At 63.3% G+C, this 12,610-nt stretch carries 15 protein-coding genes; 10 read left to right on the top strand and 5 right to left on the bottom strand.

Going from position 1 to position 12,610, the window contains the following annotated elements; translation table 11 throughout:
- The first annotated feature begins 174 nt into the window (after positions 1 to 174).
- The 3 genes from fdxA to HX613_RS07620 all read left to right on the top strand — a co-directional run bounded on the left by fdxA (position 175) and on the right by HX613_RS07620 (position 3,111).
- A complete protein-coding gene (gene fdxA, locus HX613_RS07630) occupies positions 175 to 498 on the top strand; it encodes a ferredoxin (protein WP_143921374.1) in 324 nt (107 codons plus the stop codon).
- A gap of 3 nt (positions 499 to 501) precedes the next feature.
- On the top strand, positions 502 to 1,623 hold the full coding sequence (gene dapC, locus HX613_RS07625; RefSeq protein ID WP_235344787.1) for a succinyldiaminopimelate transaminase: 1,122 nt from the start codon (positions 502 to 504) through the stop codon (positions 1,621 to 1,623).
- A gap of 204 nt (positions 1,624 to 1,827) precedes the next feature.
- Positions 1,828 to 3,111, top strand: a complete 1,284-nt coding sequence (locus HX613_RS07620) for a citrate synthase (protein WP_235344786.1) — start codon at positions 1,828 to 1,830, stop codon at positions 3,109 to 3,111.
- 317 nt (positions 3,112 to 3,428) lie between these two features.
- On the opposite strand, the gene dapD is transcribed toward HX613_RS07620, so the two are convergent.
- On the bottom strand, positions 3,429 to 4,373 hold the full coding sequence (gene dapD / locus HX613_RS07615; protein ID WP_204233808.1) for a 2,3,4,5-tetrahydropyridine-2,6-dicarboxylate N-succinyltransferase: 945 nt from the start codon (positions 4,371 to 4,373) through the stop codon (positions 3,429 to 3,431).
- Between the two features lie 43 nt (positions 4,374 to 4,416).
- Between dapD and dapE the strand changes: the two genes are divergently transcribed.
- The 6 genes from dapE (at position 4,417) to HX613_RS07585 (ending at position 9,199) form a co-directional block, all read left to right on the top strand.
- Complete coding sequence (gene dapE / locus HX613_RS07610; protein WP_235344785.1) at positions 4,417 to 5,583, top strand: succinyl-diaminopimelate desuccinylase; 1,167 nt, start codon at positions 4,417 to 4,419, stop codon at positions 5,581 to 5,583.
- Positions 5,584 to 5,589: 6 nt separating this feature from the next.
- Positions 5,590 to 6,468: a TIGR00730 family Rossman fold protein gene (locus tag HX613_RS07605; RefSeq protein ID WP_235344784.1), complete on the top strand. Its 879-nt coding sequence runs from the start codon at positions 5,590 to 5,592 to the stop codon at positions 6,466 to 6,468.
- Positions 6,465 to 7,364, top strand: coding sequence for a dihydropteroate synthase (folP, locus tag HX613_RS07600; protein WP_235344783.1), 900 nt, complete (start codon positions 6,465 to 6,467; stop codon positions 7,362 to 7,364). The genes HX613_RS07605 and folP overlap by 4 nt, the downstream gene beginning before the upstream one ends.
- 31 nt (positions 7,365 to 7,395) lie before the next feature.
- Positions 7,396 to 7,665 carry a DivIVA domain-containing protein gene (locus HX613_RS07595; protein ID WP_235344782.1) on the top strand — a complete coding sequence of 90 codons (270 nt, stop codon included), beginning with the start codon at positions 7,396 to 7,398 and terminating at the stop codon, positions 7,663 to 7,665.
- Entirely contained in the window at positions 7,662 to 8,897 is a 1,236-nt protein-coding gene (locus tag HX613_RS07590; protein ID WP_235344781.1) for a hypothetical protein, read from the top strand. The genes HX613_RS07595 and HX613_RS07590 overlap by 4 nt, the downstream gene beginning before the upstream one ends.
- A 131-nt stretch (positions 8,898 to 9,028) precedes the next feature.
- Complete coding sequence (locus tag HX613_RS07585) at positions 9,029 to 9,199, top strand: DUF3117 domain-containing protein (protein WP_009881711.1); 171 nt, start codon at positions 9,029 to 9,031, stop codon at positions 9,197 to 9,199.
- A gap of 85 nt (positions 9,200 to 9,284) precedes the next feature.
- On the opposite strand, the gene HX613_RS07580 is transcribed toward HX613_RS07585, so the two are convergent.
- Together HX613_RS07580 and HX613_RS07575 are read right to left on the bottom strand one after the other, a co-directional pair.
- Positions 9,285 to 9,923, bottom strand: a complete 639-nt coding sequence (locus HX613_RS07580; RefSeq protein WP_198395466.1) for an O-methyltransferase — start codon at positions 9,921 to 9,923, stop codon at positions 9,285 to 9,287.
- Between the two features lie 36 nt (positions 9,924 to 9,959).
- Positions 9,960 to 10,316: an MGMT family protein gene (locus HX613_RS07575; protein WP_235344780.1), complete on the bottom strand. Its 357-nt coding sequence runs from the start codon at positions 10,314 to 10,316 to the stop codon at positions 9,960 to 9,962.
- A 61-nt stretch (positions 10,317 to 10,377) separates the two neighbouring features.
- Here HX613_RS07575 and HX613_RS07570 point away from each other — a divergent pair, with 61 nt between their 5' ends.
- The gene (locus HX613_RS07570) at positions 10,378 to 10,842 is read left to right on the top strand and encodes a twin-arginine translocase TatA/TatE family subunit (RefSeq protein ID WP_235344779.1); all 465 of its coding nucleotides are present in this window, start codon (positions 10,378 to 10,380) and stop codon (positions 10,840 to 10,842) included.
- A gap of 64 nt (positions 10,843 to 10,906) precedes the next feature.
- On the opposite strand, the gene HX613_RS07565 is transcribed toward HX613_RS07570, so the two are convergent.
- Together HX613_RS07565 and HX613_RS07560 are read right to left on the bottom strand one after the other, a co-directional pair.
- Positions 10,907 to 12,031, bottom strand: coding sequence for an Mrp/NBP35 family ATP-binding protein (locus HX613_RS07565; protein ID WP_235344778.1), 1,125 nt, complete (start codon positions 12,029 to 12,031; stop codon positions 10,907 to 10,909).
- 43 nt (positions 12,032 to 12,074) lie between these two features.
- On the bottom strand, positions 12,075 to 12,608 hold the full coding sequence (locus HX613_RS07560; RefSeq protein ID WP_143921385.1) for a DUF1003 domain-containing protein: 534 nt from the start codon (positions 12,606 to 12,608) through the stop codon (positions 12,075 to 12,077).
- Positions 12,609 to 12,610: the final 2 nt, after the last annotated feature.

Raw genomic sequence — 12,610 nt, 5'->3', positions numbered from 1 at the left:
AAGTACTGGAGCCTCCAGCCTAATCCAGGGGCCGCCGCAGTCGCTGCAGGCGTGACGGAGGACACGAATGTGAAAGCAGGATCACGTCGACCCGATGGGACCCTGCACAGTCTGAAGGCGTAGTCTTAGGCTGTATACGTGCAATCTCGTTGAGTCTTAATAGGAGTCGTACTCGTGACGTACATCATTGCCCAGCCTTGTGTCGATCTGAAAGACAAGGCCTGCGTCGACGAATGTCCGGTCGACTGCATCTATGAAGGTGAGCGCAGCCTCTACATCCACCCCGACGAATGCGTCGATTGCGGTGCCTGCGAGCCGGTCTGCCCGGTGGAGGCGATCTTCTACGAAGACGACACTCCCGAAGAGTGGTCTGAGTACTACAAAGCCAACGTCGAGTTCTTCGACGAACTCGGTTCGCCAGGTGGTGCCGCAAAGCTGGGCAACACCGGCCTGGACCACCCGATCATCTCTGCCCTGCCCCTGCAGCAGCACGACTGAGCCATGTCTTCTCGCTTCGGCCTCAACCTGCCCGACTACCCCTGGGACCGGCTCACTGAATTTCGCAATCGGGCCGCAGAGAATCCCGACGGCGCCTGTGATCTGTCCATCGGCACACCGGTCGATCCCACACCACAGGTGATCCAGTCCGCGTTGTCCGATGCCGGTGATGCCCACGGCTACCCGACGACGGCGGGTACGGATGAGCTGCGCGAAGCCATCGCCTGGTGGTATCAGAACTGGCATGGGGTCTCGGTCGATCCCGCCGCCGAGGTGCTGCCCACGATCGGTTCGAAGGAAATGGTCGCGTGGCTGCCCACCCTGCTGGGGCTGCGCCGGGCCGGCTTGGACGTGGCCTGTCCTTCGGCGGCCTACCCGACCTACGAGATGGGTGCCACGATCGCCGGCGTCGACTGCCGCCGTCTCGACGCGGCAGACATTGCCGCCGGAGCCTCCCTCGACGGGATCGGTCTGCTCTGGATCAACACCCCGGGCAATCCCACCGGGGAGGTGCTCGACACCGATACCCTCGCCGAGGTCGTCCGCCGTGCCCGCAGCGCCGGAGTCGTCCTTGCCTCAGACGAATGCTACGGACTCCTGAATTGGGAATCCGAGTCTCCCGCTCCGAGCATTCTCAATGCCGCCGGTGACGATCACAGCGGTGTCCTCAGCGTGTATTCGATGTCGAAGCAGTCGAACCTGGCCGGGTACCGTGCGGCCTTCGTGGCCGGAGACAGTCAGCTCATCGGTGATCTCACCAAGTCGCGCAAACACGCAGGCATGATCGTGCCTTTCCCCGTCCAGGCCGCGATGATCGCCGGACTGCGAGACACTGCTCACGTCATCGAGCAGAAGGAACGCTATCGGACTCGTCGGGAGCTGCTGCGCAGCGGACTCGAAGCCTACGGATTCCGCATCGATCACTCCAGTGCGGGTCTCTATCTGTGGTCGAGCGCCGATGTCAACTGTTGGGACTCGCTGTCGAAACTGGCAGAAATCGGCATCATCGCCGGTCCTGGCGAATTCTATGGTGAGGCCGCCACCGATCATGTGCGCATCGCCCTGACTGCAAGCGATGAGCGTATTCGCGCCGCCGCTCAGCGGTTGCACAGAGCGGCTGGCTGAGCCGTCCGGCGGCCAGAAGACTGGTCACTTCAGTACCCGAATTTGAGCCCGAGAACCCTCTGTGCGGCCAGTTCAAGTAGGTTACTGGCCAGTATCAGCAGGTGGCTGTGATTTTTTGATTCTGACAGTTATCGGTAGTCTTTGAGGGAATTGTGCAAGACACCTCAGGAAGTTCTTGAGGTGGGTCCAAGCTGAGGAGAACATATGCCATCGGATGCGAGTCTGCGGGTCGGGGACACAGAACTGACACTGCCCGAGGTGGCATCTTCGGCCGGCAACAACGGATATCGCATCGGCTCTCTGCTGAAAGACACCGGCGCGGTCACCTACGACCCAGGGTTCGCCAATACGGCATCAAGCTCCTCGGCCATCACCTACATCGACGGTGACGCGGGCGTTCTGCAGTATCGCGGCTATCCCATCGAGCAGCTTGCCGAGCATTCCAACTTCGTCGAAGTCAGCTACCTCCTCATTCACGGAGAACTCCCGACTCAGGAGCAGTACGACGCATTCGATGGTCGGCTTCGCGGTCACACCATCGTCCACGAAGACCTGCGTCGCTTCTTCCGGGCCTTCCCCTACGATGCGCATCCGATGCCCATGGTGGCAGCTGCGGTCGCGGCTTTGTCGACTTTCTACCAAGATGACCTCGATGTCTTTGACGAAGGTCAGGTCGACACCTCCACATTCCGACTGCTCGCCAAGATGCCGACGATCGCTGCGCTTGCCCATCGCAAGAACATGGGTCTGCCGGTCATCCACCCAGACAACTCCCTGAGCCTCGTCGAGAACTTCCTGCGCGTGAACTTCGGCGTTCCCGCAGAGGAGTACGAGCCGGACCCACTGGCCGTCAAAGCCATGGACCAGCTCTTCATCCTCCACGCCGACCACGAGCAGAACTGCTCGACCTCGACGGTGCGCCTCGTCGGCTCATCGCAGGCGAACCTGTTCCAGTCGATCTCCGCCGGTGTCAACGCTCTGGCCGGTCCGCTGCACGGCGGTGCGAACTCCGCAGTCCTGACGATGCTCGAGGAGATCTCGGCCTCCGACGATGGTCCCGAGAAGTTCATGGAGCGAGTGAAGAACAAGGAAGACGGCGTTCGTCTCATGGGCTTCGGTCACCGCGTGTACAAGAACTACGACCCGCGGGCGAAGATCATCAAGAAGACCGCCGACGAGGTCCTGGCCCGTTCCGGTGGCGACCCGCTGCTCGAGGTGGCACAGAAGCTCGAAGAGATTGCACTGGCCGATGACTACTTCGTCGAGCGCAAGCTCTATCCGAACGTGGACTTCTACACCGGTCTGATCTACAAGGCTCTCGGGTTCCCGACGAATATGTTCACGGTGCTCTTCGCCGTCGGTCGTCTTCCGGGTTGGATCGCCCAGTGGCGCGAGATGATCAACGACCCGGAGACCAAGATCGGCCGTCCGCGCCAGATCTACACAGGTGCCTACTCGCGTGACTACAAAGACATGAACGAGCGCTGATCGCACCGTCACTCTCAGCCGGCTGCCTGGGCCGTAACTGACCCCTTGCGCCGTAACCGGCACCGCTGGTGGCACTAGGCACCGCTGGTCAAATGCGTCCTACACTCAGCACTGCTTCAACCCGTTGCAAGACGGTGTTCAGCAGCCGAGTGTAGGGCGTATTGTCATGTCTGCCCGGGCAGGCACGCTCACGCCTGCTGTCCGAGGTTGAGACACCACGAGGTTGAGACACCACGAGGGCGCGCCCACTTTCGTGGACGCGCCCTCGTGGGTGTCAGTTCACGGCCTGCTCAGCAAAGAGGCCAGGAGCCTGAAGCTCAGTGAAGGTCGGGGTTGAGCTCAATGCCCTTGGACGAGCGTGAAATCGCCTCGACGGCGCCGGTGACGGAGTTGCGGCGGAAGAGGATGTTGTTCTGACCGCTGAGTTCGGAGGCCTTCACGACCGTCTCGTCGTCACCTGGAACGGTGACGCGTGTACCGGCGGTGATGTAGAGCCCGGCTTCGACGATGCAGTCGTCTCCGATGGAGATGCCCACACCGGAGTTTGCACCCAGCAGGCTGCCGTTGCCGATCGAGATGCGGTGCGTGCCGCCGCCCGACAGGGTGCCCATGATGGAGGCACCGCCGCCGATGTCGGAACCGTCGCCGACGACGACGCCCTGGGAGATGCGTCCCTCGACCATCGCCGAGCCCAGCGTGCCGGCATTGAAGTTCACGAAGCCCTCGTGCATGACGGTCGTGCCCGAGGCCAGATGTGCGCCGAGACGGACACGATCGGCATCGGCGATGCGGACACCGGAGGGAATGACGAAGTCGGTCATACGCGGGAACTTGTCCAGACCGAAGACGGCGACAGGACCGTTGGCCAGCAGCTTAGCGCGGGTGGTTTCGAAGTCCTCCGGAGAGCAGGCGCCGGCGGAGGTCCACACGATGTTCGCGAGGTGACCGAAGATCCCGTCGAGGTTGACGTCATTGGGAGCGACCACACGGTGAGACAGCGCATGCAGGCGCAGGTAGGCATCGGCGGCTGAGGCGGGACCGGCGTCGAGATCGATCGTCGTGGTCACGACCTCGGTTCGAGTGCCTCGGGCCTCATCGGTGCCGACGAGGGCATCGAGCCCGTCGGTGTTCGCACGGGAGACGGCGGTCTCCTCGGCGGCGTCCGGAGTTTCTCCCGTGCTCAGGGTGGGGTACCAGGCGGTGAGGACTGAGTCGTTGTGCAGGGTGGCCAGGCCACGCGCGGAAACTATGCGTTCTGTCATGCCACCAAGACTAGTCGGTAGCGGCAGTACTAGGCTAAGCGGTATGACTGTCGATCCATCTGCTGAGACCGAATCCGTTTTCACCCCCACTGGTGACCTGGCCGATTACCTGTTCGAAGCACTCAACAACCCCGCCGATCTCACGGGGCGCCTATGTGCCATCGAATCGGTCTCCGCCAATGAGACAACGATCACCGATGCCGTCGCCGAGGTGCTCAACCGCATCGGTGCAGGGCCCGGACCGGACCTGGAGATCCTACGCGACGGAGACACCATCGTCGCTCGCACCCAGCTGGGGCATACCGAACGCATCGTCGTGGCCGGTCACCTGGACACGGTGCCGGTGGAGAACAACCTTCCTCCTCGGCGAACGCACCTGGACGGTGCCGACTACACCGACGACGAAGTCATCTGGGGCAGAGGTGCCTGCGATATGAAGGCAGGTGTCGCGATGGCGCTGGTCACTGCCGCGGCCCTGCGCGAACCGAACCGTGACGTCAGCTGGGTCTTCTACGACCACGAAGAGGTCGACGCCTCCCTCAACGGACTCGGACGAGTCTCACGCAACCACCCCGACTGGCTGGGCGGTGATTTCGCGATCCTCGGAGAACCCTCGAACGCTTCCGTCGAGGGTGGCTGCAACGGCACCATCAGGGTCAACGTGTCCACGACCGGGGTCCGTGCCCATTCCGCACGTGCCTTCATGGGGGTCAACGCAATCCATGCCGCCGCAGAAGTACTGGGACGCCTGGCCGAGCACGAAACCGGGACCGTGAACGTCGACGGACTCGACTACCGTGAATCCCTGTCCGCTGTCTCGATCTCCGGGGGAGTCGCGGGCAACGTCGTGCCCGATGCCTGCACAGTCGCAGTGAACTACCGTTTCGCCCCAAGCAGGTCCGCGGCCGAGGCAGAGGGCTTCCTGCGCGAGTTCTTCACCGGCTTCGACGTCGTCGTCACGGATGCGGCAGAAGGCGCCAGGCCCGGTCTCGATCGCGAGATCGCTCAGGACTTCATCGACACACTTGGGCTCTCGCCCGCACCGAAGCTGGGATGGACCGATGTCTCGAGGTTCAGCGCACTGGGAGTGCCTGCAGTGAACTTCGGGCCAGGCAACCCCCTGTACGCCCACAAGTCCGATGAGCATGTCGCCGTCACAGAGGTCGAAGATGCCGCCCGGACGCTGCGCGACTACCTCGAAGGGCGCTGAGACCCAATGGGCGAGCACGATCCGGCTGCCGGCGAGCCAACCGCCAACGAGCCGACAGCCAATGAACCAGCTGCCAACGAACCAGCCACCAACGATCCGGCCGTTGCCGAATCCCCGACCGATGAGTCCGCACCCATTGACGCGGCGTTCTACAGCAAAGGGTCCCTGCGTCTGCGCGGCTCTCAGGTGCCCACGACCACAGCGGACCAGAGCCTGCTCGAATCCCGCGACACCTCCGACTGGGTCCACGAGGACCCCTGGCGAGTGCTGCGGATCCAATCCGAGTTCGTCGAGGGCTTCGGCTCCCTGGCAGAGATCGGACCGGCCGTGTCGATCTTCGGCTCGGCCCGACTGAGCGCGGACACGCAGGCCTATCAGGATGCCCGTGAGATCGCCCGGCGAATCGCCGCCCGTGGCAACGCGATCATCACCGGCGGCGGACCAGGCATCATGGAAGCCGGGAACCTGGGTGCCCGGGAGGCGGGGGGAGTCTCGATCGGCCTCGGCATCGAGCTGCCCTTCGAATCCGGACTCAACGACCACGTCGAACTCGGCGTGAACTTCCGCTACTTCTTCGTCCGCAAGACGATGTTCCTCAAATACTCGCGCGGCTTCGTTGTCATGCCCGGTGGCTTCGGCACCCTCGACGAACTCTTCGAAGCCTTCACCATGGTCCAGACCGGAAAGGTCACCTCGTTTCCGATCGTGCTCTTCGGCACCGCCTACTGGCGGGGACTCATCGACTGGATGACCACGACGCTTTTGGTCGAAGGCACCATCAGCGACCGGGACATGAACCTGTTCACCCTCACTGATGACATCGATGAAGTCGTCGACATCATCGGCACTGCCATCGCCGACGCCGGAGACGGAGACGGACAGTGAGGGACGCAGAGCAGCCAAGCCCCCACCTCGGCGGCTTCGACCTGTCACAGGCACGGCCGGGCAGCCCTGCCATCATGGCCGTGATCAACAGGACCACGGACTCGTTCTACGAATCCGCGTCCACCGCCGAAGAGGCCATTGACGCGGTTGCCGCAGCTGCGCAGGAAGGTGCGCACATCGTCGACATCGGAGGGGTGCGGGCCGGCCGGGGCCGGGAGATCTCCGTCGCCGAGGAGATCGATCGTGTCTGCCCCGTCATCGAGGCCGTCGCGCACAGTCACCCCACCATGCTCATCAGCGTCGACACCTGGCGTCACGAGGTCGCCGAGGCGGCCTGCGCGGCCGGAGCCGGACTGCTCAACGACACTTGGGCAGGTGTCGATCCCGAGCTGGCATCCGTCGCAGCGAAGAACGACGTGGGCATCGTCTGCTCGCATACGGGCGGTCTGTCTCCGCGCACCGATGCCCACCGCAACCGATACGGCCTGACCGCCGGCGAAGTCGTCGACCGGACTCTGGCCGGAGTGATCGGGCTGGCCGAGGCGGCCCTGGACGCCGGTGTCACGGCCGAGAAGATCATCATCGATCCGACACCTGACTTCGGGAAGAACACCTATCAGTCACTGCGGCTGCTTCGTGAACTTCAGAGGTTCACCGAGACCCGGTTCCGAGTGCTGCTGGCAATCTCCCGCAAGGACTTCGTCGGTGAGGCCATCGGCGACGTGGAACCGTCGCAGCGACTGCACGGAACAATCGCGGCCACCGCACTGGCCGCAGCCAAGGGTGCCGCGATGATCCGCACCCACGACGTCCGCGCCACTGCAGACGCCCTTGCTGTGACCCTGGCGATCATCGGAGATGCGGTACCCGAACACACCGTGCGCGGCCTGCGCTGAGCAGGCGAGCCCACTGTGAGAAAATGACCGTATGCCATTGTGGATTGTGATCGGAGTGGCCGCAGCGATCTTCGTGCTCGTGATCGTGCTGGCGGCAACATTCAACGTCTTCTCCGCCGAATCCGCTGAGGAGACCGAAGCAGCGTGGGAGCCTCTGCCTCACGACTTCACACCCGAGGACCTCGACGGACTCTCATTCCGGCCCGCCCTGCGGGGCTACCGCATGGAGGACGTCGACGAAGCGATGAGAGTGCTGCGCACCCGCATCCACGAGTTGGAAGCCGCACGCGGGCAGCAATGAGCAGAGCCCACGACCTCCCCGGAATCACCCTCGCCCCTGAAGTCTTCAGCTCCTCCCGCCTGTCACGATTCGGCAACCTGTTCCTCACCCTGCCCGTGTGGGTTCAGGCCATCGCCGTCTACTTCGTCTCACGAGTCGTGAGCATCTCGATCTTCGCCGCTGTCCTCAAGCGCCAGGACCCGGCGAACTGGTCCTCAAGCCCTGTCACCACCACCCTCAACGACTTCCTCAACTTCTGGGACGGCGGCTGGTACGGCCGAGTCGCGAAGGAGGGCTACCCGAGCATCCTGCCCACTGATGAGTCGGGAGCGGTGACGGAGAACCAATGGGCGTTCTACCCGCTGCATCCGGCTGTGGTCGGCAACCTTTCGAGCGTGACCGGGCTGAGCTACGAGGTGATCTCACCGATCGTCTCGACGATCGCAGCCGGACTTGCCGCCATCGTCATCCTTGCGCTGTTTCGCAGATACACGGACCCGGGACAGGCCCTGACGGGTCTGGCCCTTGTCATGTTCTTTCCCCCGGCCGCCATCTTCTCCACCGGGTATGCGGAGTCTGTGACGCTCCTCCTGCAGGCCACCGCGCTCTTCCTCGTCGTCGAACGCCGCTACCTGAGCGCGATACCCGTCGTGTTTCTGATGGATCTGTCTCGCCCCATCGGCGTCGCCTTCTCCTTCTTCATGCTGCTGCACCTCATCGACCGTTTCGCTCACCGCAAGCAGGATGCGTATCCCATCGCCGAGGTGGTCCGATCCTGGTCCCTGGGTGTGCTCTCGTGCGTCGCGGCCCTGGTCCACCCCGCCCACGCGTGGTTGACGACGGGATCGTTGACGGCGTACACGGATACCGAGGCGGCATGGCACACGGGGGAGTCGACCTACCTTGTGCAGTGGTTGGCTCAGGCTAACAGTCTCATCGGTCCGCTGGGCCCGGTGCTCCTCTTCGTCGTCATCGCGGGAATGTTGGCCCTGATCTTCTCCCCAGCGGGGGCCAGGATGGGCCGGACCCTGCAGTACTTCTGTCTGGCCTATGGTGTCTACCTGCTCATCTTCTTCACTCCGCAGACCTCGACCCTGCGACTGCTGCTGCCGCTGTTCCCGATGGCGCTGACCCTGTCGCTGGTCCGCTCTCGGGGGTACCGGGCGGCGGTGGTGTGCGCGTTCGTCCTGCTTCAGATCGTGTGGGTCGCCTTCCTGTGGCACTTCACTCCACCGGCGGATCTGCCGCCCTGACGGACAGGCTCGGATGTCATAATTCGATCGGGTTACCCGTCCTTGACCGGATCGTGGAATAATCGTGTGTACAACATTCGGTCCATCGAGCGTGAACCGTCTTTGCATAATCAACGGAAGGAAGAGCCCACATGGCAGCCCAGAAACCCCGCACCGGCGACGGACCTCTGGAAGTGACCAAAGAAGGTCGAGGCATGGTGATGCGGCTCCCAGTCGAGGGCGGAGGCCGTCTGGTGATCGAACTCAGCAGAGACGAAGCCACAGATCTCCACGACACCCTGGCCGAGACCTTGGGCCAGTGAGCAGCACAGCACATTTTCCCAGCTGAGCAATCAGCTCAGCGAAACGAACAGCAGAGACTTCGCAGAGTCTCTGCTGTTTCCGCATTCACCGCCGGGTCTTCTGCACCATCAGCAGGCCCTGGCCGATGGGCAGCAGGACGCGTTCGAGGCGTTCCTGTTCGGCCAGCCGGTTGAGCAGCCCCCGCGCCGCCTGGGTCCGCGGCGAACGGTCGACGGGGTCGGCCACGCCGCCCTTGAGCAGCGTCTGATGGATGACGAGGAGCCCGTGCGCGTCGAGCAGACGCAGCGCAGGTTCGATCATGCGTTCGAGGTTGGTTGGTTCCGAGTCGATGAAGACCATGTCATAGGCGCTCGGTGCCAGGCGTTGGAGGACGTCTTCGGCACGCCCGCTCATCAGGCGCAGACGGCTGTGCCGGATGCCTGCCATGTCGATGAGATCGCGGGCGGCACTCTGAGCTGTGGAGTTCGTGTCGATTGAGGTCAGGATCCCTGCATTGGGCATTCCCCGCAGCAGCGCCAATGTCGAGGTGCCGGCGCCGGTACCGACTTCGACCGCGGCGACAGGTGTGAGCAGCCGGGCCAGAAGAGTCAGCGTCGACGCCGTCGTCTGGGACACCGGGGCCAGGCCGTTCTCGTGTGAGAGCGCCCGCGCGGCGTCCAGGAGCGGATCGGGCCCGTTGTACTGTTCGGAGAAGGTGAGATCACCTGCGTTCTCGCGTGACAATCGACCCTCCCTTTCGGCTGATATTTGGCTCCCAGTCTAACCGCTTCCGGGATCGATTCCGTGGGTCCGCCACAGCTCCTCGAGATCTTCGACGTCGACGAAGGCTGTTCTGCTGACCTTCTCATGCGTGTGCGGGGTGCCCTCCTCTTCCCAGTGTTCGCGAGCCGTGGGAAGCAGAGCCTCAGGCAGCACTCCAGCAGCGTTGACGACCCTCCACCAGGTGACATTCGAGCCGAATTCCTTCATCACCCGCCCGACGTAGCGCGGTGAGCAGGAGGCGACCAGTCCGATGGTCCCGTAATTGACGACGTTTCCCACCGGCACAAGTTCGACGATGCGCAGAACTCGTTCCACGACCACCTCGTCCATTCGCGCAGTTCCCTCCTGTGGCATGTGACCGATCCTGTGCTGACCGTGAGTCGAGCCTACTGCCCTGCACGGTAGACTTGTTCTCATGTTGGGTATCAACGGCACCGAGATGTTGATCCTGGTGGTAGTCGCTCTTGTCGTCATCGGGCCCAAACGCCTGCCCGAATACGCGCAGAAGCTGCGCGACCTGGTGCGCCAGATGCGTCGCATGGCTGAGGGCGCGAAGGACAGCGTGCGTCGCGACTTCGGGGATGACTTCAACGACGTCGATTGGCAGAAACTGGATCCACGCCAGTACGATCCACGTCGGATCGTACGCGAGGCTCTCGTCGAAGAGGATTCAGCCATCCGGGAGTCGAAGCTTCGGGAGCAGTCGACGGGCGACAGCGACAAACCCGCTCAGGCGATCGATTCCGAAGGCTCCACGGACGTCGCAGATTCCGCTGCCGAGTCCCGCCCGAAGACCCTGTCGCCGATCGAGCGCTTCCAGGCTCAGACCGTCCTGCGTGACCGCTCAGTCAACGCCCCCTTCGATACCGAAGCGACCTGAGTCAGAACGACTTCAATCAGGACAACCTGATTCAGGACGACCTGGGTCGGGACAAGCAGACGGATCAGACGGGGCTGAGGCCCAGAGATCGTCCAGACAGACCGCGTGAGCGATGAGCCAGCGTCGAGGCCAGAGACGCGAATTCCCGCGCGGCAGGGGCGTCCGGCTGTCCCAGAACAACTGGGGTTCCGGAGTCCGAACCTTCGCGGACCTGAGTATCCAGCGGCACCTGAGCCAGCAGTTCGACCTGTGAACCGATCGTCTCGGACAGATTCGCGGCCACTTGGGCCCCGCCTCCGGAGCCGAAGACATCCAGTCGAGTGCCATCGGGCATCTCCATCCAGGACATGTTCTCAATCACACCGGCCAGCCGCTGGTCGGTCTGAGTCGCGATCGAACCTGCACGTTCGGCGACCTGTGCGGCAGCCTGCTGAGGGGTGGTGACGACGAGGAGCTCGGATCCCGGGAGCAGCTGAGCCACAGAGATCGCAATGTCGCCGGTGCCCGGAGGCAAGTCGAGAAGGAGCACGTCGAGGTCGCCCCAGAAGACATCGGTGAGGAACTGCTGGAGGGCGCGGTGGAGCATCGGTCCGCGCCATACGACGGCCTGGTTGGCCGGCACGAACATGCCGATGCTCATGACCTTCACATCGTGTGCGACCTGCGGAATGATCATGTCATCGACCCGGGTCGGCTTGCCGGAGAGTCCGAGCATGGCCGGGATCGAGAAGCCGTAGATGTCGGCATCGACGACGCCCACCCGAAGTCCGCTCTGGGCCAGGGACACAGCGAGGTTCGCGGTGATCGACGACTTGCCTACGCCGCCCTTGCCTGAGGCGATGGCATAGACCTTCGTCAGGGAGTCGGGCTTGTTGAACGGGACCTCGCGGCTCGTGCCGGCGCCCTGGAGCTTCTCGCGCATCGCGGTGCGCTGCTCGGGAGTCATAGTGCCGAGGACGACCGCCACCTCGGTGACGCCCTCGACCTTGGACACCGCCGCCGTGGTGTCCTTGGTGATCGTGTCCTTGAGGGGACAGCCGGAGATCGTGAGAAGAACGGTGACGGTGACCTTGCCGCCGTCGATGCTGATGGACTCGACCATGTCGAGTTCCACGATGCTGCGGCGGATCTCCGGGTCGATGACGCCTGTCAGAGCTTCCCGAACGCTGTCCTCGGATGGCCCACTCATGTGTTCACGTCCTTTCTCTTCCCGATCAGTGTTCTCGGGGCCTTCAGCCTACCTGTTCGTCGTCGGGGCGGTCACTTCGGATCGGATTGTCCTCAGGTGCCTTTGCGTCCTCTTCGAGTTCCTTGAGCAGGTCCTTGAGCTCGGAACGGATGAAGTCGCGCGTGGCCACCTCACGCATGGCGATGCGCAGAGCCGCGACCTCACGTGCCAGGTACTCGGTGTCGGCGAGGTTGCGTTCGGCGCGCTGCCTGTCATGTTCGAACTCGACACGGTCACGGTCTGTGCTGCGGTTCTCTGCCAACAGGATCAGCGGTGCGGCATACGAGGCCTGCAGCGACAGGATCAGCGTCAGGAGTGTGAAGTTCAAGGACCGCGGATCGAACTGCCAGGACTCGGGCAGGAGAGTGTTCCAAATCAGCCAGACGGCGCAGAACACGGTCATACCGACGAGGAACGCGGGAGTGCCCATGAACCGGGCGAAGCCCTCGGCACCACGGCCGAAGGTCTCCGGTGACATCGCGATGTTGGGGAGTCTGCGTTTGCTTGAACGGGGAACGTCGAAATCGTCAGCAGCCACTG

The organism is Brevibacterium sp. UCMA 11754, from assembly GCF_021532275.1.
Lineage (GTDB): Bacteria > Actinomycetota > Actinomycetes > Actinomycetales > Brevibacteriaceae > Brevibacterium.
The sequence above is the reverse complement of the archived record's forward strand: the minus strand, read 5'-3'. Positions and strand labels throughout refer to the sequence as shown.